Consider the following 16995-nt stretch of genomic DNA (forward strand, 5'->3'; position numbering starts at 1 on the left):
TGCTTAACTGGCGATACAAATATTCACAAAGAATCGGCATGCCGCCCGGCGCGCGTCGAATATACTGCAAGGGCATCTTCTCCTCGTGCCAAAGGATCTGATGCAAAAGAAGGCCCCGGCTGCGTAATGCGGTTGGGGCTTTCGCGTTTTGAGCGTCGGAGTCTTGCGCGTCGGATTTCCGGAGATTCGATCGATGAGAGGGCGGCGCGCGAATGATGCGCGACGAGTCGCCCGCGATGAAGGTGATTCGATGCTTCGCACGCGATGCGTGCATTGAGGCCGACGCGACATCCGGGCGACTTCGGAAGGTTCACGCCTTTGCGATCATGATCGAGGTTCGATTGCCGGCAAGCCGGCGACTATGGCGTCATGTTCTTGGCGAGAGGGCGGCAACGCACATTCGTCGGGATGCAGGCGAAAGAGGGAGTGCGCAAGGCGAAAGCGGCGAACACGGCTGCGTGAAGAAAGCGAATCCCCGGGAAAGCGAATCCGCGGCGTCGCTCCGACGTTATCTGGCCGCAGAAAGCAAAACAGGCGCCGAAGCGCCTGTTTTGCTTTGAAACTCTGGGGTGGCTGATGGGACTCGAACCCACGACGACAGGAATCACAATCCTGGACTCTACCAACTGAGCTACAGCCACCACTATTTTTCTCCGCTAATTCGCCGCAGCGGCGGCATCAACGAAGAAGCGAGATTATACAAACGCTGTTTAACTTTGCAAAGCCCTTTTTTCAAAAAATTCTTCCGGGCTTGCAAGGTGCGCGCGCGCTTCGTCGAAGATCGACAGATCGCCGCGTGCGAGGCGCTTGTTGTCCGACAGCACGCGGCGCCAGCCGCGCGCGCCCGCGACGCCGCGATACAGGCCGAGCGCATGCCGGACGATCGCGCCGAGATACGTGCCGCGCGCGAGCTCGGCCGCGCAGTATTCGACGAGCTTCGCCTCGATTGCTTCGCGCGTCGGCGCCGGCGCTGTCGCGCCATAGAAGCGTGCGTCGACATCGGCGAGCACGTACGGATTGTGATAAGCCTCGCGGCCGAGCATCACGCCGTCGACTTGCTGCAGATGCCGCTCGACTTCGTCGAACGTCGTGATGCCGCCGTTGATGACGATCTCGAGCTGAGGAAAGTCGCGCTTCAGTCGATACGCATAGTCGTACTTGAGCGGCGGAATCTCGCGGTTTTCCTTCGGCGACAAGCCCTTCAGGATCGCGTTGCGCGCGTGCACGACGAATACGCCGCAGCCGGCCGCGGCAACCGTGCCGACGAAGTCGCGCACGAACGCATAGTCGTCGATTGCGTCGACGCCGATCCGGTGCTTGACCGTCACGGGGATCGACACTGCATCGCGCATCGCCTTCACGCAATCCGCGACGAGTTGCGGCTCGTTCATCAGGCACGCGCCGAATGCGCCGCGCTGCACGCGCTCGGACGGGCAGCCGCAATTCAGGTTGATTTCGTCGTAGCCCCAGCGTTCGCCGAGCTTCGCGGAATGCGCGAGGTCGGCGGGCTCGCTGCCGCCCAGTTGCAGCGCGACGGGCGCTTCGTCGGGCGTGAATGCGAGATGGCGCGCGACGTCGCCGTGGATCAGCGCGCCCGTCGTCACCATTTCCGTGTAGAGCCACGTGTGGCGCGAGATCGTTCGGTGAAACGAACGGCAATGGCGATCGGTCCAGTCCATCATCGGGGCGACGGACACCCGGCGTGGGCTGAGGGCAGGCGAGGCGGACATAGGCGGGACGGAAATGGCGCGGCGGCGCGTGAACAACCCGGTATTTTACTTCAATGCGGCCGACGAGCTGGCGTGCCGTGTGGCGCGTCCTCCATCCGCGGCTAATGTGCCGGCGGAGCGCGCATGTGGGTGCGCATATGAACGCCGCTTGCGGCGAGACGAGTCTTCACTCGTTCCTCGCGCACGTCTGGCTTTTCGTTTCCGGAGCAATTCGCAAGACGCTGCGATGCGTGGCTCGGCGGACGCGCTGCTCGCCCGCGATGCCGCGGCAAGCCGGCGCGCTGCGAGCAAGGGCGGCTGTCCGCATTGGACGTCGGCGCGACGAGACGGCAAAGGGCCGCTATGCGTCGTCGCCGAATGAGATGCGGAAGTGTGCCGATGCTGCGTTTGCCGCATTCGGCTACGTGGGCGGGGGCAACGGTTCCTGCGCCTGCGCCGATCGCGATCCCGTGGATCTGAAGCCGTGACGCGCGTTTTCAGGGCGGCCAACGGTGATCGGCGCGAACCTGGCGAGCTTGCGGCGGTGCCGCCGCATTGGCTCGCCGGGCCGCCGCCCGGGAGCGTCGCATTGCACGGACGGCCGGCCTGGCGACGCCGGGCCGGCCCGCGCAAGCGGCCACCGCTATACGCGCTCCGTGATTCGCGGCGGCTCGCTCGACGCCATGCCGCCATCCGAGCCGGAGTCGGCGTCGTCGCGCGGGTCGCCGAGCTGGCCTTCCCACTTCGCGACCACGGCGGCCGCGATCGAATTGCCGACCGCGTTGGTCGCGGAGCGGCCCATGTCGAGGAACATGTCGACGCCCATGATCAGCAGCAGCCCCGCTTCGGGCAGGTGGAACTGGTTGAGCGTCGCCGCGATCACGACGAGCGACGCGCGCGGCACGCCCGCCATGCCCTTCGACGTCAGCATCAGCAGAAGCAGCATCGTGATCTGCGTGCCGAGCGGCAGATGGACGCCGTACACCTGCGCGATGAACAGCACCGCGAACGTGCAGTACATCATCGAGCCGTCGAGGTTGAACGAATAGCCGATCGGCAGCACGAAGCTCGAGATCTTGCGGTTCACGCCGAAGCGGTCGAGCGCGTCGAGCAGTTTCGGATACGCGGCTTCCGAGCTCGCGGTCGCGAACGACAGCAGGAACGGCTCGCGGATCAGGCGGATCAGCGTGAACGTGCGCTTGCCGAGGAACACGATGCCCGCGAGCGTGAGCACGCCCCACAACAGCGCGAGCGCGATGTAGAAGCTGCCCATGAACTTCGCGAACGTGAGCAGGATGCCGAGTCCTTCCGTCGTGATCGTCGACGCGAGCGCTGCGAACACCGCGACGGGCGCAAACCACATCACCGCGCCCGTGACCTTCAGCATGACCTGCGCGAGATCCTCGATCACGCCGGTCAGGCGCTTGCCGGTGTCGCCGAGCGCGGACAGCGCGGTGCCGAAGAAGATCGAGAACACGACGATCTGCAGGATCTCGTTGTTCGCCATCGCCTCGGCGATCGATTTCGGCACCAGGTGGATCACGAAATCCTTCAGCGTGAACGAGTTCGTTTTCAGGTTGACGGCGGCATCGGTGGCGGGCAGCGGCAGGCTCAGATGGCTGCCGGGCTGCAGGATCGTCGCGGCCATGAGGCCGAGCAGCAGCGACGTGAACGACGCGATGACGAACCAGCCCAGCGCCTTCACGCCGACCCGGCCGACCGCTCCCGTGTCGCCCATGTGCGCGATGCCGACCGTCAGCGTCGCGAACACGAGCGGTGCGATGATCATCTTGATGAGACGCAGGAACACGTCGGACAGCAGCGAGACGTAACCGGCGATTTCCTTCGCGATCAGCGGGTCCGGAAACGCGCTATGGCAGCCATAGCCGACGGCGATGCCGAGGATCATCGCAATCACGATGTACGAGGTGATGTTGCGTCTATTCTTCATGAGGAATCCAAATTGCACGGCGGATGTTGCAAATGACGGCGCCGCCGCCGGCGTGCAATCAGTGGACTTGGAATCTGAGCTGTTCGCGCGCCTTCCGGTACGGCACGCACCAGGCAATTCTTGCGGGACGCGCTCGGCAGGAAGCGGTCGCTGTGTGCAAGAGGCGATATGTTACCTCAATCGCCCGGATTGCTTTCAAAAGCGAAAGAGTTTGCTCGGGGTTTCGCTTGTCGCGCGGGCGGCGCGGCTGCTTCGACGGGCGCGCGGTGCGGCGCGGCGGCGGCGATGCAGGGGGCTTGTTTGGGCGGTTGGCGGTCGCGGTTGGGCCGAAACGCGGCTTGGACGAAGCGGCATCGGTGGCAAATGCTCGTTTGCGTGTGCGCGGCGACGTTTCCATGCGTGTCGCGTCCCGTCGTTTCGGTGCGCAGGGCGTGCCTGAAATCGTGGCCGGCGTGTGCGTGCGCGCTCCGTGACGAACCGGTTCGCTCGGCGGGCTGTGGTGCGGCTACTGGATACGGCAGGAAGGCCTGCAATTGACGCACATCGCGCGCGTCGTCTGGTCGATCGCCGCCTATCTGCTGTTCCAGTTTGCGCGGTCCCGGGCAGGCGCGCTTCGCGCACGTTCCGCGTCGCGAAGCGTGCGCATGCGCGTCGAGCGCATCGCACGCGCTCGCTTTCGCTCACGCAAGCGACAGGCGACAGGCGACATCATCGTCGACGCAGCGGCGTCCGTCCGCCGCCCGCCGTCACTCGACTTCGTCCGTTTGCCGCGCGATCCAGCCCGGCCCCGGCAGCGGCTCGACTTCCCGCGGATCGATCGGCTCGCCGCATTCGGAGCACACCATCACCGGCTGCATCACGTGCCCGCATTTGCGGTGCCGCAGCACGACGGGGGGGCCGTTGCCGTCGTCCTTCCAGCGGTCTCCCCACGCGGTGAGCGCGAGCAGCACCGGATAGAGATCGAGGCCTTTCTGCGACAGCCGATATTCGAAGCGCGGCGGCCTGTCCTGATATGCGCACTTCGCGAAGATGCCTTCGTCGACGAGCCGTGCGAGCCGCTCGGCGAGCACGTGGCGCGTGAGTCCCAACTGCGTCTGGAACGCCTCGAAGCGGCGATGGCCGAGAAACGCGTTGCGCAGGATCAGCATCGTCCAGCGGTCGCCGAGCACGGCAAGCGTGCGCGCGACCGAACACGGCATCGAGCCGACGTCGTCCCATTTCATGATCGGATTCCGTATAGGCAGGGAAAGTGCGTTCGATTATAGAACGCACGCTCGAACCGGCGGCGCCTTCGTGTGTTGACAGCGGTTGAGCGTCTGCGAATAATGGGCGCCATTATAAGTTCTTTTTCGGAACGTTATGGTGCGCGATACGCGCGCCGCGTTCCGCATCCCAGCGAGGAGTGTGTCGATGAATCCGCTTTCCATGTCCGGTCTTGAACTGTTGCGCGCCGCAGCGGCGGGCGATTTGCCCGCCGCGTCGATCGCCGAGACGATCCCGATGCGGCCCGAGAGCATCGAGCTCGGCTACGTGAAAATGACCGCGCGCGCCGACGGCCGACATCTGAACCCGCTCGGCGGCGTGCACGGCGGCTTCGCCGCGACGGTGCTCGATTCGGTCACGGGGTGCGCGGTGCATACGATGCTCGATCCGGGCGTCGGTTACGGCACCGTCGATCTGCACGTGAAAATGCTGCGCCCGGTGCCGCGCGACGTCGATCTCATCGCCGAAGGGCGCGTGATCCATCTGTCCAAGAGTCTTGGCGTCGCCGAAGGGACGCTGAAGACGCCGGACGACAAGGTGGTCGCGCATGCGTCGGCGACGTGCTTCATTCAGCGGCCGGCGTGAGCGGTGCGCCGGCGCGCGGCTCGCGGCGCGCGATGCGTTGCGTGAGGTGCCGGCGCTAGTGCCGGTGTCGGTGTCGGTGTCGGTGTCGGTGTCGGCCGAGCGTCGGTCGCCGGGCGGCCGCGCGGGAGGGCCGAGCGCATGCGCGTCGCCGACGCGTCGACGCCGTAAGCGCAGCCTCGGCGTCGCTTCGCCGCGCGCGTCCTGAAGCAATCGCGCCGATGTGTTAGCTTCGAATTTTTGCACGCGAAGCGACAGGAACCTCAGCATGGAATACCGCACACTCGGCGATTCGGACGTCAAAGTCAGCTTGATCGGTCTCGGCACGATGACCTGGGGCGAGCAGAACACCGAAAGCGACGCGCACGCGCAGCTCGACTATGCGATCGACCAGGGCGTCACGTTGATCGACACCGCCGAGATGTATCCGGTGCCGCCGATGGCGCAGACGCAGGGGCGCACCGAGGCGTATCTCGGCACGTGGCTCGCGAAGCGGCCGACGCTGCGCGACAAGCTGACGATCGCGACGAAGATCGCCGGCCCCGCGCGCCAGCCGCACAACCCGACGCACATTCGCGGCGCGGGCAACCAGTTCGACCGCAAGAACCTGACCGAGGCGCTCGACGGCAGCCTCAAGCGCCTGCGCACCGACTATGTCGACCTGTACCAGCTGCACTGGCCGGACCGCAGCACGACGACGTTCGGCCGCCCCGCGTATCCGTGGATCGACGATTCGTACACGGTGCCGATCGAGGAGACGCTGGCCGTCCTCGGCGACTTCGTGAAGGCGGGGAAGGTGCGCCATGTCGGCGTGTCGAACGAAACGCCGTGGGGCGTCGCGCGGTTCCTGCGCGCGGCCGAGAAGCTCGGCCTGCCGCGCATCGTCAGCATCCAGAATCCGTACAGCCTGCTGAACCGCACGTTCGAGAACGGCTTGTCGGAATTCAGCCATCGCGAGCGCATCGGGCTGCTCGCGTATTCGCCGCTCGCGTTCGGCTGGCTGTCGGGCAAATACGAAGAGGGCGCGCGTCCCGCCGGCGCGCGCATCACGCTGTTCGAGCGCTTTCAGCGCTACAGCAAGCCGCACGCGGTGCAGGCGACGTCGCGTTACGTCGCGCTCGCCAAGCGGCACGGGCTGTCGCCCGCGCAGTTCGCGCTCGCGTTCGTCAACAGCCGGCCGTTCGTGACGAGCAATCTGATCGGCGCGACATCGCTCGAGCAATTGCGCGAAAACATCGCGAGCGCAGACGTGAAGCTCTCGCCCGACATCCTCGCCGAAATCGACGCGCTCCACGAGCAGCAGCCGAACCCCGCGCCGTGACGGCCTTCGGGCGGCGGCCCGCAGGCGCGCGTCGCGTGCCGCCGCCCGGCCTCGTGCTGCCGGGCGACGCACGCCGCAGCAGCGAATGCCCCAATCGGAGAATCGCGCGGCACGTGCGATAATCGCCGCTTTCCGTCGGCTGTCCGGCTCGCCCGACCCGGACATGAAATTCCGCATTCGAAATCGAGGCGCCGATGAGCCGCCGTCCGCCGCGCCGTGGCGCGATGCGGCGTTCGTCCGTTTCCGGCATTTCGCAACGATGCGCAACGACGCACAACCACACGCATTCACGGCGACCAGCATGAACAGTTCCCGTTCCTACACCCCGCACCCGGCGCTCGGCCTCGCGACGTTCGTCGTGCTGGCGGTCGCGGGCCTTTTTTACGTCAAGTGGTTTCCTTACTATCACAAGGCGTTCGTCGCGGCCGAGCATCATTCGATCGGCCAGTCGATCCTGATGGGAACCGCGGCGCACGCGCCCGAGCCGTCGCTGCAGGCGGCGCTCGACTACGCGTGGGCGTACGGCAAGGCGATCTGGCAGGCGATGGTGCTCGGCCTGCTGCTCGGCTCGGCGGTGCAGGCGCTGCTGCCCGCGCACTGGGTCGCGCGCGCGCTCGGCGGGACGGGCTTCGGCAGCGTCGCGGCGGGCGGCCTGCTCGCGCTGCCGGGCATGATGTGCACGTGCTGTGCGGCGCCCGTCGTCGCGGGCCTGCGCGAGCGCGACGCGTCGCCGGGCGGCGCGGTCGCGTTCTGGCTCGGCAACACGGTGCTCAATCCGGCCGCGCTCGTGTTCATGGGTTTCGTGCTCGGCTGGCACTGGAGCGCGCTGCGGCTCGTGCTCGGCGTCGCGATGGTGTTCGGCGTCGGCTATCTGATCAACCGCCTCGCGGGCGCGAAGACGCAGGATATCGACGATACGCTGCGCGCGAAGCTCGTCGCGGAGCAGGCAGCGGCCGGCAACGCGTTCGTGCGCTGGATGAAGATCTTCGCGCGGATGACCGTGCGCCTCGTTCCCGAATATCTGCTGCTCGTCCTGCTGCTCGGCGCGGCGCGCGCATGGTTGTTCCCGCACATCGGGCCGGACATCGGCAACGGGATCGGCTGGATCGTCGCGTTCGCGGTGGCGGGCATGCTGTTCGTGATTCCGACTGCGGGCGAGGTGCCGATCATTCAGGCGATGTTGTCGCTCGGCATGGGCGTCGGTCCGGCGGGGGCGCTGCTGATGACGCTGCCGCCCGTCAGCGTGCCGTCGCTCGCGATGCTCGCGCGCTCGTTCAAGCCGACGACGCTTACGCTCGTGGCGGCGCTCGTCGTTGCGTTCGGGGTGGTCGGCGGGCTGGCGGCGGTCGCGCTCGGATTCTGAGCGCGACGCGGACGGCGACTGTCGCGGCGGCGGTCGGGCTGTTCGCTCGGCGGGCGCTCAGGCGGTGCGTCCTCCGTTGCGGGCGCGTCTGCGGGCAAGCCGGGCGAAATGCTGGATCGGCTTCGGGAGGCGGGCCGCGGGCGATCGCCGATCACGCGCCGGCGAGCCGCAGTCGACATGTGCCGCGCGGCGCACGCCGTTGCGGATGCGGCGGGCAGGGCACCGCACGCGCGCCGATCGCCCTCGTGTCGCGCACATAAGCAATCGGGCCGGTTTCGGAATCGAGGCCGGCCGTCATTTTCAGAAGCAGAAGCAATCAGGAAAACGCATGACGAAACACAAGGTACATCCCCGCCTCGAACAGGCGCTCACGCGCGGCGATCTCGCGATTCGCCAGGCCAACTCCGCGCGCGCGACCGCCGTGCTGAACGCGCTGGGCAAGATGATCGTCGAGGCGTCGGCGACGATCGGCGTCGAGGCGAGCATCGACATTCCGCAGGGCGAGCGCGTCTACGATCCGCTCAACGGCGTGTGGCCGCAAAAGATGCTCGTTTCGTTCGACGGCCCGGTCGAGGACGCCGATCCGGAAGAACTGCGCACCGTGTATCTGCTCGCCGACGACCCGACCACCATGTTTCGCGTCGAATGGCACCGCGCGGACGGCACGCTCGGCCGCCAGGAAGGCGGGCCGCTCGCGACCGTCGCGTTCCTGACCGACGTCGAGATGCCTTGGGGCGACGACGAAGAGTGAGCGTCGCGCTCGAGCCCGCGCGGCCGGCAACCGGGCGACGCGGCGCGTGAGCGCCGCGCGCTCCGAAAGGCCGCATGCCCGGCGCTCGGTTGGGCATGCGCGCCGGCGCTGCGAGCCGACCGGGCGGCCCGGCCCCGTCAGCGCATCATTCGCCGCCTGAACAGGCGCGCGCAGACGAAGAATCCGCCCACCGCGTACGCGACGAGTATCGCGACATGGAGCGCGATGTCGGTCGCCGGGCGGCCGAGCATCGCCGGACGGATCAGGTCGACCGCGTTCGCGAGCGGCAGCGCATGCGCGACGTGCCGCGCGAATTCGGGCAACTGCGCGAGCGGGAAGAACACGCCGGACAACAGCAGCATCGGCGTCAGCACGAGCGTCTGGTAGAACATGAAGAAGTCGTACGACGGCGCGAGCGCGGTGACGATCATCGCGAGGCTCGCGAACGCGAGGCCGGCGAGCGCGATCACCGGTAGCGCGGCCAGCATCGACGGAAACTTCGCATAGCCGAGAATGCCCGCGACGAGCATGATCGCCGCGCCCGACAGCATCGCCTTGCTCGCCGCCCAAACGATCTCGCCGAGCACGATGTCGCCGAGCGACAGCGGCGTGTGCATGATCGCCTCCCAGGTGCGCTGCACGTGCATCCGCGAAAAGCCCGAGTACATCGACTCGAAGCTCGCCGAAATCATCACGCTCGAGCCGACCGTTCCGGCCGCGAGAAACGCGATGTACGACACGCCCTCGACGTGCCCGACCATCAGCCCGAGCCCGAAGCCGAGACCGAACAGATAGATCATCGGATCGGCGAGGTTGCCGAACATCGACGCGATCGCGAGCTTCTGCCAGACGAGATAGTTGCGCCGCCAGACGGCGATCCAGTTGGTGGCGTTCGCGGGCAGCGCGAGCGCGAATGCGGATGCGCGCTCGCGGGGGGCGACGGCCGGCGACGGCGAGTAGTGGCGAGTGTCCATTTGTCTCAATCCTGCATCTCGCGGCCGGTCAGCCGCAGGAATACGTCTTCGAGATTCGCGGGGCGGTGCAGATAGCGCAGGCCCGTGCGGCCCTTCAGGCGCGCGTGGATCGGCTCCGGATCGTTGACGTAGCAAAAGAGCGTTTCTCCGCTGATCTCGGCGCGCTCGGCGAACGGCGCGAGCTCGTCGCGAAGCCGTGCGGGATCGGCGCCGTAGATCTCGATCACGTCGCAGCCGATTTCCGTTTCGATCAGCGTGCGTGGCGCGCCTTCCGCGATCTTGCGGCCTTCCTCGATCACGCACAGGCGGTGGCACAGACGCTCGGCCTCTTCCATGAAGTGCGTGGTGAGCAGAATCGTCTTGCCGCGCGCGAGGAGCGAGCGCAGCCGCTCCCACATCAGATGTCGGGCTTGCGGATCGAGGCCCGTCGTCGGCTCGTCGAGCACGAGCACGTCCGGGTTGTTGACGAGCGCGCGCGCGAGCGTGAGCCGGCGCTTCATTCCGCCCGACAGCTCGCCCACCTTCGCGTTCGCCTTGTTTTCGAGCTTCGCGAATTCGAGCAGCGACGGCACGAGCGCGCGGGACTCGTGCGCGGTGAGACCGAAATAGCGGGCGAATACGAGCAGATTCTCGCGAACGGTGAAATCGGGATCGAGGTTGTCGAATTGCGGCACCACGCCGACGCGACGCCGTGCATGCCGCGCGCGGGACGGCACGGGCTCGCCGCACAGGCGGATCGAGCCTGCGTCCGGATGCGTGATGCCGAGCAGCATCTTGAGCGTCGTGGTCTTGCCGGCCCCGTTCGGGCCGAGCAGGCCGAAGCATTCGCCGGGCTGCACATGAAACGACAAGCCGTTGACGACGAGCTTGTCGTCGTAGCGTTTCTCGACTTCCTGAAAATCGATTGGTGCGACGGACATGGGCAAGTGAATATCTATTTTGGAGTCGTGCGACACGAACGGGCCATTCTAGTGCATCGATCGCATTGCTTCAGCGCGCTTGCCTCATCCCGGCGCACGCGGCGCTGGCTCCTGCATTGCATCATCGCGCGTTCGCGGTGCAACGCGAATCAGCGTTTTCCAGCGCTTGCATCTGGAATTGCGGTGCAGCATGATGAATTCACGCGCTGGTCGCGCACTAGGGAGACCAAAATGGCTAGTTATAAAAAAATATTGTTGTGCTACGACGGTACGCTCGAGGGCCGCAAGGCACTGCGATGCGGTGCCGATCTGGCGCTCGAGCTGAAGGCCGAGACGCACTTGCTGTCGGTCGTCGACATGCGTTCGAGCATTGCGCAAAGCGCCGGTCTGCTGACCGACGTCGCGTGCAGCCGCTTCGAAGAAACCGCACGGGAGATCCTGCAAGAAGGCGTCGACTGGCTGACCGAGCGCGGCGTGCAGGCACAGGGGCATTTCGCATTCGGCTACCCGATCGACGAAATCGCGAATCTCGCGACGAAGCTGAACGTCGATCTCGTCGTGGTCGGCCATCGCTGCCGCAGCGGCTTGTCGCGGTGGTGGATGGGCTCCGGCAGCACGCAACTGCTCGATCGCGTGTCGTGCAGCATTTTGGTCGCGTGTTCGTCGCCCGCCGAGCAGAAGGCGGAAAGCGCGAGGGAAGCGGCCGCGGCGACGACCGGGCACTGACGCATTCCGGCGTCGGGGCGGTGACATGCCAATCGGCCGCGCGCGGCCGAGGCTGGTGTTCGCTGCTTCGGCCGTTGCCGGTGTCCGGCATCGGTTGAGCGTGTAGAAGGACAGAACCGGTTCCAGTGCGTCTGGGAGCGCACGCGGCATTCAGGTGAGCGGACTTCCGGCTCCCCGCTGCAAGGCGCTCCCACCGGATGGTCGGCGAACTGTACATGGTTTACGCGTATACGCGATGTACGCGGCATGTGTCTTGGCCTACTTGCTTGGTGAAGCGGGCGGTCGACGCGCGGATTCACATTCAATCGTCGTGCAAATCGACCGCTGACAATTTCCACCCGAAGACTCCGCTGCGGCGAAATATCGCCGCATAGCGCGTGCTACCGTCGTCGCGACGATACGTGACGACGAATTCGTCGAAGCTCCGGTAGTGCGCGCTCGTCTGCGGCGATGCGTCAGGATGCGCACCTGCGGCGGCGGGCACGCTTGCCGCAGACGACGGCCCAGCTTGCGCTGCGGCGCTGCTTGCCGCGGGCGTCGGGCCGCTCGAAGCGATGGCGGAGTTGCCGGCGCTGCTTGCCGGGGCAACCGCGCCGGGTGCCGACGACGTGGGCAGGCTTGCCGTTTGATCACCCGGTTGATTCAATTCGGGCGGCCGCTGTCCCGGCTGCGCGCGCGGTGGCAAGCCGCTCAACAGCGCTGCGACGCCGTCGGGCGTTGCATAGGCGTCGACGAGCGGGCCGACGAGCGCCGAGCCGATCAACGCGCCAATGATCGCGAGCGGATTGTCGCGCTTTTGCGCGTCGATGCGCCGCATCAATTCGTCGGTGAGCTGCTGCTTCAGGCTGATCCGCAGCGCGGGGAAATCGACGTGCGCGCTGATCGCCTGTGCGTCGCGCGAGTCGATCGCCTGCTTGATTTGCCTGAGCGCGAGATACGGCGACGCATACGCATACACGGCGACGGCGGCAGCGACGACGACCGCGATGACGATCGACACCGGCTTCAGAAAACGCTTTTGCGGGCGCACGGCAGGATTCAAGCGGCCTCCACGGCGAAACGGACGGACCCGGAAGATCAGAGACCTTGCTGAGTCAACGAACGTTCCTCGGCAATGCACCGGTCGATCATTCGGCAGATCGCGTCGACCGTCCCCACCATGATGAATCGCGACGGCCCGTGATAGACGCGCACCGGCGCGCGTCGCGCGGGCTCCGCGTGATGGAGCGAACCGTTCAGCGACACGCGCGCGAATGCCGGCAAAGCGGACAACGGCAGCTGCGTGTCGGCATCGCCGGGCGGCTGCGCGGCGGCGGCGAGCGGCGCACATGGCGTGCGTCCGCGCAGATGGCGCAGGCGGCCGAATTGGCGGAAGGGCAGCAGGCGGGCGAGGCGTTCCATAGGGTTCTCCTGATCCAGTCGAATGGCGGATAGACGGGCGGGGCCGCGGCTGGCCGAAAGGCGCTTAGAATTCGCCCGGGCGGATCAGCCCGACGGCGACGCCTTCCAGCGCGAATTCCGCGCTGCCGGCCTTCACGAAGATGTTCTCGTAATCGGGATTCTCGGCGATCAGCTCGACGCCGCCCGGCCGGCGCTTCAGGCGCTTGACCGTGACGTCGTCGCCGAGTCGCGCGACGATGATCTGCCCGTCCTTCGCCTCGGTTCGCTTCTGCACGGCGAGCAGATCGCCGTCGAGGATGCCGGCGTCGCGCATCGACAGGCCGCGCACCTTCAGCAGGTAGTCCGGCTTGCTCGAGAAGAGCGCGGGATCGCACGCGTAACGTTGCGAAATGTGCTCCTGCGCGAGGATCGGGCTACCCGCCGCGACGCGGCCCACGAGCGGAAGCGACAGTTGCATCAGCGCCGCGTGCGGCAGCGTCAGCTGGTGCGGCGCGTCTTCGAGGCCGAGCAGGCGGATGCCGCGCGACGCGCCCGCCGCCAGTTCGATCACGCCCTTGCGCGCGAGCGCCCGCAAGTGCTCCTCGGCCGCGTTCGGCGAGCTGAAGCCCAGCTCGGCGGCGATTTCCGCGCGCGTGGGCGGAAACCCCGAGCGCTCGATCGCGCGACGGATCAAGTCGAACACTTGCTGCTGACGGGCGGTGAGTTTGATCATGGCATGACTGTATGGATAGACAGTGAGCTGTATTTTTATACAGTGCCCGAGGAAATTCAAGCGTTACTTGAAGTTCGGCGCTATCGCGGCGGTTCCGCCGCGATCCGGCTGCGTCGCAGCGGCGCTTCGGTCGCGATAGCCGTCGATCGGGCGGTCGTTACCACTTTTGAGTATTAAAAAATGAGGAACGATTATTTTTAATGATGAAACCTGTTCGTTAGACTGGCCCGACATCGCAATCCATGACCCACACATTTGGAGAACAACGGATGGTCAAGCGCAATACGGGGCTGGCGGGCGGCGCGCGCCGTCTCATCGCATCACTCGCGCTCGGCGCGGCGGCGGCGCTTGGCGCGCTCACGCCGGCGCTCGCGGACACGACGTTCCTGAACGTCTCCTACGATCCGACGCGCGAGCTCTACCAGGACGTCAATCAGGCGTTCGGCAAGGCGTGGAAGGCGAAGACGGGCGAGACGGTGAACTTCAAGCAGTCGCACGGCGGCTCGGGCGCGCAGGCGCGCTCGGTGCTCGACGGGCTGCAGGCGGACGTCGTGACGCTCGCGCTTGCGTACGACATCGACGCGCTCGCGAACAAGGGCATCGTCGACAAGGACTGGCAGAAGCGCCTGCCGGACAACGCGTCGCCGTACACGTCGACGATCGTGTTCCTCGTGAGGAAGGGCAATCCGAAGGGCATCAAGGACTGGGACGATCTCGTGAAGCCGGGCGTGTCGATCGTCACGCCGAACCCGAAGACGTCGGGCGGCGCGCGCTGGAACTATCTCGCCGCGTGGGCGTACGCGCAGCACAAGCCGGGCGGCAACGCGCAGACGGCGAAGGACTTCATCACGAAGCTCTACAAGAACGCGGGCGTGCTCGATTCGGGCGCGCGCGGCGCGACGACGAGCTTCGTGCAGCGCGGCATCGGCGACGTGCTGATCGCATGGGAGAACGAGGCGTTCCTGTCGATCAAGGAGTTCGGCGCCGACAAGTTCGAGATCGTCGTGCCGTCGGCGAGCATTCTGGCGGAGCCGCCCGTCGCGGTGGTCGACAAGGTCGTCGACAAGAAGGGCACGCGCAAGCTCGCCGAGGCTTACCTGAACTTCCTGTACAGCAAGGAAGGGCAGGAGATCGCCGCGCGCAATTACTACCGGCCGCGCTCGAAGGACGTGCCGGCGGCGCTCACGAAGCAGTTCCCCAAGCTGAAGCTGTACACGGTCGACGATACGTTCGGCGGCTGGACCAATGCGCAAAAGACGCATTTCGCCGACGGCGGCGTGTTCGATTCGATCTACAAGCCGCAATGAGCGAAGGCGGGCGCGCGCCGTGACGGGCGCGCGCCCGCCGCAACACAACGATACCGGGCCGACGGACGCGCGTGCAACGCGCGTCCGTCGAGCCGTTGAACCCATGTGCATCACCCTGGAAGAGCATTCCGCATGACGACGTTCACCTTCCGCAAGCCGAGCGCGCTGCCCGGATTCGGCGTGACGCTCGGCATCACGCTGGCTTACCTGAGCCTCGTGGTGCTGATCCCGCTCGCCGCCACCTTTCTGAAGACGGCCACGCTCACGTGGGATCAGTTCGTCGCCGCGACGACGTCGCCGCGCGTCGTCGCGTCCTATCGGCTCACGTTCTCGGCCGCGCTCGGCGGCGCGCTCGTCAACGCGGTGTTCGGCTTTCTCGTCGCGTGGGTGCTCGTGCGCTACTCGTTCCCGTTCAAGCGGCTCGTCGACGCGATCGTCGACCTGCCGTTCGCGCTGCCGACGTCGGTCGCGGGCATCTCGCTCGCGGCCGTCTACGCGCAGAACGGCTGGATCGGCAGCTATCTCGCGCCACTCGGCATCAAGATCGCGTTCACGCCGTTCGGCGTGCTCGTCGCGCTGACGTTCATCGGCCTGCCGTTCGTCGTGCGCACCGTGCAGCCGGTGCTCGAGGATTTCGAGCGCGAGCAGGAAGAGGCGGCCGCGTGCCTCGGCGCGTCGCGCTGGCTCACGTTCCGCCGCGTCGTGCTGCCCGCCGTCACGCCCGCGCTGCTGACGGGCTTCGCGCTCGCGTTCGCGCGCGCGCTCGGCGAATACGGCTCGGTGATCTTCATCGCCGGCAACGTGCCGATGAAGTCGGAAATCACGTCGCTGCTGATCATCACGAAGCTCGAGCAGTACGACTACGCGGGCGCGACGGCGCTCGCGGTCGTGATGCTCGTCGTGTCGTTCGTGATGCTGCTTTTCATCAACACGCTGCAGTGGTACTTGCAGCGCCGCACGAGCCGCGGCGCAAGCGGCCCGGCGCCCGCCGCGCAGGCGGTGACGGCACTCGGAGGCGCGCAATGAGCCAAGACGCCGCTCAGTCCCGCGCAGTCGCGGCGCCCGCCGATGCGAGCCGCGGGCCGCGCCGCGCCGCCGACGCGGGCGTGCGCGCACGCCGCCTCGATCCCGTCAGCGAGCCGCGCGCGGTGCGCTGGCTGCTCACGGGCGCGGCGCTCGCGTTCCTCGCGCTCTTTCTCGTCGTGCCGCTCGCGGCGGTGTTCGTCGAGGCGCTGCGCAAGGGCTTCGATTTCTACGTCGAATCGCTCGCCGACCCGGATGCGTGGTCGGCGATCAAGCTCACGCTGACCGTGGCCGCGATCGCGGTGCCGCTCAATCTCGTGTTCGGCGTGTGTGCGTCGTGGGCGATCGCGAAGTTCGAGTTCAAGGGCCGCGCGCTCCTCACGACGCTCATCGACCTGCCGTTCTCGGTGTCGCCCGTGATCTCGGGCCTCGTCTACGTGCTGCTGTTCGGCGCGCAGGGCTGGCTCGGGCCGTGGCTGCAGGCGCACGATGTGCAGATCATCTTTGCCGTGCCGGGCATCGTGCTCGCGACGATCTTCGTCACGTTCCCGTTCGTCGCGCGCGAGCTGATTCCGCTCATGCAGGCGCAGGGCAGCGACGAGGAGGAAGCGGCGCGCGTGCTCGGCGCATCCGGCTGGCAGATCTTCCGGCGCGTGACGCTGCCGAACGTGAAGTGGGGCCTGCTGTACGGCGTGATCCTCTGCAACGCGCGCGCGATGGGCGAGTTCGGCGCGGTGTCGGTCGTCTCCGGCCACATCCGCGGCCAGACCGACACGATGCCGCTGCACGTCGAGATTCTCTACAACGAGTACAACTTCGCAGCCGCGTTCGCGGTGGCGTCGGTGCTCGCGCTGCTCGCGCTCGTCACGCTCGCGCTCAAGCTGTTCGCCGAGCGGCGGCTGTCCGCCGACCTCGCGCAGGGGCGCGACGGCGCGCCCGCCGCGCACCCGAGCGCCGCCGTCACTTCGTCGATTTCGTAAAGAGGCAAACCA

18 protein-coding genes and 1 tRNA gene are annotated in these 16995 nt (G+C 66.8%); 10 read left to right on the forward strand and 9 right to left on the reverse strand.

Annotated elements, in window-relative coordinates; genetic code table 11:
* Positions 1-212: 212 nt before the first annotated feature.
* The gene (locus WS91_RS36815; RefSeq protein ID WP_145986773.1) at positions 213-560 is read left to right on the forward strand and encodes a hypothetical protein; all 348 of its coding nucleotides are present in this window, start codon (positions 213-215) and stop codon (positions 558-560) included.
* Between the two features lie 5 nt (positions 561-565).
* On the opposite strand, the gene WS91_RS13020 is transcribed toward WS91_RS36815, so the two are convergent.
* The 4 genes from WS91_RS13020 to WS91_RS13035 form a co-directional block, all read right to left on the reverse strand.
* A tRNA-His gene (locus tag WS91_RS13020) sits at positions 566-641 on the reverse strand.
* A gap of 69 nt (positions 642-710) precedes the next feature.
* On the reverse strand, positions 711-1730 hold the full coding sequence (dusA, locus tag WS91_RS13025) for a tRNA dihydrouridine(20/20a) synthase DusA (RefSeq protein WP_059670377.1): 1020 nt from the start codon (positions 1728-1730) through the stop codon (positions 711-713).
* 622 nt (positions 1731-2352) lie between these two features.
* Complete coding sequence (locus WS91_RS13030; protein ID WP_038743131.1) at positions 2353-3660, reverse strand: dicarboxylate/amino acid:cation symporter; 1308 nt, start codon at positions 3658-3660, stop codon at positions 2353-2355.
* Positions 3661-4406: 746 nt separating this feature from the next.
* Positions 4407-4883, reverse strand: a complete 477-nt coding sequence (locus tag WS91_RS13035; protein ID WP_038743129.1) for a winged helix-turn-helix transcriptional regulator — start codon at positions 4881-4883, stop codon at positions 4407-4409.
* A gap of 187 nt (positions 4884-5070) precedes the next feature.
* Here WS91_RS13035 and WS91_RS13040 point away from each other — a divergent pair, with 187 nt between their 5' ends.
* The 4 genes from WS91_RS13040 to WS91_RS13055 all read left to right on the forward strand — a co-directional run bounded on the left by WS91_RS13040 (position 5071) and on the right by WS91_RS13055 (position 8940).
* Positions 5071-5508 (forward strand): PaaI family thioesterase, encoded by a 438-nt coding sequence (locus tag WS91_RS13040; RefSeq protein WP_038743331.1) that lies wholly within the window; start codon positions 5071-5073, stop codon positions 5506-5508.
* 265 nt (positions 5509-5773) lie between these two features.
* A complete protein-coding gene (locus WS91_RS13045) occupies positions 5774-6826 on the forward strand; it encodes an NADP(H)-dependent aldo-keto reductase (RefSeq protein ID WP_059670378.1) in 1053 nt (350 codons plus the stop codon).
* A gap of 301 nt (positions 6827-7127) precedes the next feature.
* On the forward strand, positions 7128-8189 hold the full coding sequence (locus WS91_RS13050; RefSeq protein ID WP_059575151.1) for a permease: 1062 nt from the start codon (positions 7128-7130) through the stop codon (positions 8187-8189).
* Between the two features lie 328 nt (positions 8190-8517).
* Positions 8518-8940, forward strand: coding sequence for a hypothetical protein (locus WS91_RS13055; RefSeq protein WP_059670379.1), 423 nt, complete (start codon positions 8518-8520; stop codon positions 8938-8940).
* A gap of 137 nt (positions 8941-9077) precedes the next feature.
* On the opposite strand, the gene WS91_RS13060 is transcribed toward WS91_RS13055, so the two are convergent.
* Together WS91_RS13060 and nodI are read right to left on the reverse strand one after the other, a co-directional pair.
* Positions 9078-9914, reverse strand: a complete 837-nt coding sequence (locus WS91_RS13060) for an ABC transporter permease (RefSeq protein ID WP_038743124.1) — start codon at positions 9912-9914, stop codon at positions 9078-9080.
* 5 nt (positions 9915-9919) lie between these two features.
* Complete coding sequence (nodI, locus tag WS91_RS13065) at positions 9920-10834, reverse strand: nodulation factor ABC transporter ATP-binding protein NodI (RefSeq protein ID WP_038743123.1); 915 nt, start codon at positions 10832-10834, stop codon at positions 9920-9922.
* 231 nt (positions 10835-11065) lie between these two features.
* Here nodI and WS91_RS13070 point away from each other — a divergent pair, with 231 nt between their 5' ends.
* A complete protein-coding gene (locus WS91_RS13070; RefSeq protein ID WP_038743122.1) occupies positions 11066-11560 on the forward strand; it encodes a universal stress protein in 495 nt (164 codons plus the stop codon).
* A gap of 301 nt (positions 11561-11861) precedes the next feature.
* On the opposite strand, the gene WS91_RS13075 is transcribed toward WS91_RS13070, so the two are convergent.
* The 3 genes from WS91_RS13075 to lexA form a co-directional block, all read right to left on the reverse strand.
* Positions 11862-12602: a DUF2939 domain-containing protein gene (locus tag WS91_RS13075; RefSeq protein ID WP_059670380.1), complete on the reverse strand. Its 741-nt coding sequence runs from the start codon at positions 12600-12602 to the stop codon at positions 11862-11864.
* Between the two features lie 35 nt (positions 12603-12637).
* The gene (locus WS91_RS13080) at positions 12638-12961 is read right to left on the reverse strand and encodes a hypothetical protein (RefSeq protein ID WP_059575095.1); all 324 of its coding nucleotides are present in this window, start codon (positions 12959-12961) and stop codon (positions 12638-12640) included.
* 64 nt (positions 12962-13025) lie between these two features.
* Positions 13026-13673: a transcriptional repressor LexA gene (gene lexA, locus WS91_RS13085; RefSeq protein WP_038743119.1), complete on the reverse strand. Its 648-nt coding sequence runs from the start codon at positions 13671-13673 to the stop codon at positions 13026-13028.
* Between the two features lie 3 nt (positions 13674-13676).
* Here lexA and WS91_RS33085 point away from each other — a divergent pair, with 3 nt between their 5' ends.
* The 4 genes from WS91_RS33085 to cysW all read left to right on the forward strand — a co-directional run bounded on the left by WS91_RS33085 (position 13677) and on the right by cysW (position 16983).
* Positions 13677-13850, forward strand: a complete 174-nt coding sequence (locus tag WS91_RS33085; RefSeq protein ID WP_082717394.1) for a sodium:proton symporter — start codon at positions 13677-13679, stop codon at positions 13848-13850.
* Between the two features lie 92 nt (positions 13851-13942).
* Positions 13943-14980 carry a sulfate ABC transporter substrate-binding protein gene (locus tag WS91_RS13090; RefSeq protein WP_059575093.1) on the forward strand — a complete coding sequence of 346 codons (1038 nt, stop codon included), beginning with the start codon at positions 13943-13945 and terminating at the stop codon, positions 14978-14980.
* Between the two features lie 132 nt (positions 14981-15112).
* A complete protein-coding gene (gene cysT / locus WS91_RS13095; RefSeq protein ID WP_038743117.1) occupies positions 15113-16006 on the forward strand; it encodes a sulfate ABC transporter permease subunit CysT in 894 nt (297 codons plus the stop codon).
* Entirely contained in the window at positions 16003-16983 is a 981-nt protein-coding gene (gene cysW, locus WS91_RS13100; RefSeq protein WP_038743116.1) for a sulfate ABC transporter permease subunit CysW, read from the forward strand. Before cysT ends, cysW begins: the two co-directional genes overlap by 4 nt.
* The last annotated feature ends 12 nt before the right edge of the window (positions 16984-16995 follow it).

Source organism: Burkholderia sp. MSMB1498 (assembly GCF_001526245.1).
Classification (GTDB): Bacteria; Pseudomonadota; Gammaproteobacteria; order Burkholderiales; family Burkholderiaceae; genus Burkholderia; species Burkholderia savannae.

Coding starts and splice junctions, on each gene's coding strand:
- WS91_RS36815 (WP_145986773.1), top strand. CDS start 213: ATGATGCGCGACGAGTCGCCCGCGATGAAGGTGATTCGATGCTTCGCA.
- dusA (WP_059670377.1), bottom strand. CDS start 1,730: ATGTCCGCCTCGCCTGCCCTCAGCCCACGCCGGGTGTCCGTCGCCCCG.
- WS91_RS13030 (WP_038743131.1), bottom strand. CDS start 3,660: ATGAAGAATAGACGCAACATCACCTCGTACATCGTGATTGCGATGATC.
- WS91_RS13035 (WP_038743129.1), bottom strand. CDS start 4,883: ATGAAATGGGACGACGTCGGCTCGATGCCGTGTTCGGTCGCGCGCACG.
- WS91_RS13040 (WP_038743331.1), top strand. CDS start 5,071: ATGAATCCGCTTTCCATGTCCGGTCTTGAACTGTTGCGCGCCGCAGCG.
- WS91_RS13045 (WP_059670378.1), top strand. CDS start 5,774: ATGGAATACCGCACACTCGGCGATTCGGACGTCAAAGTCAGCTTGATC.
- WS91_RS13050 (WP_059575151.1), top strand. CDS start 7,128: ATGAACAGTTCCCGTTCCTACACCCCGCACCCGGCGCTCGGCCTCGCG.
- WS91_RS13055 (WP_059670379.1), top strand. CDS start 8,518: ATGACGAAACACAAGGTACATCCCCGCCTCGAACAGGCGCTCACGCGC.
- WS91_RS13060 (WP_038743124.1), bottom strand. CDS start 9,914: ATGGACACTCGCCACTACTCGCCGTCGCCGGCCGTCGCCCCCCGCGAG.
- nodI (WP_038743123.1), bottom strand. CDS start 10,834: ATGTCCGTCGCACCAATCGATTTTCAGGAAGTCGAGAAACGCTACGAC.
- WS91_RS13070 (WP_038743122.1), top strand. CDS start 11,066: ATGGCTAGTTATAAAAAAATATTGTTGTGCTACGACGGTACGCTCGAG.
- WS91_RS13080 (WP_059575095.1), bottom strand. CDS start 12,961: ATGGAACGCCTCGCCCGCCTGCTGCCCTTCCGCCAATTCGGCCGCCTG.
- lexA (WP_038743119.1), bottom strand. CDS start 13,673: ATGATCAAACTCACCGCCCGTCAGCAGCAAGTGTTCGACTTGATCCGT.
- WS91_RS33085 (WP_082717394.1), top strand. CDS start 13,677: ATGACTGTATGGATAGACAGTGAGCTGTATTTTTATACAGTGCCCGAG.
- WS91_RS13090 (WP_059575093.1), top strand. CDS start 13,943: ATGGTCAAGCGCAATACGGGGCTGGCGGGCGGCGCGCGCCGTCTCATC.
- cysT (WP_038743117.1), top strand. CDS start 15,113: ATGACGACGTTCACCTTCCGCAAGCCGAGCGCGCTGCCCGGATTCGGC.
- cysW (WP_038743116.1), top strand. CDS start 16,003: ATGAGCCAAGACGCCGCTCAGTCCCGCGCAGTCGCGGCGCCCGCCGAT.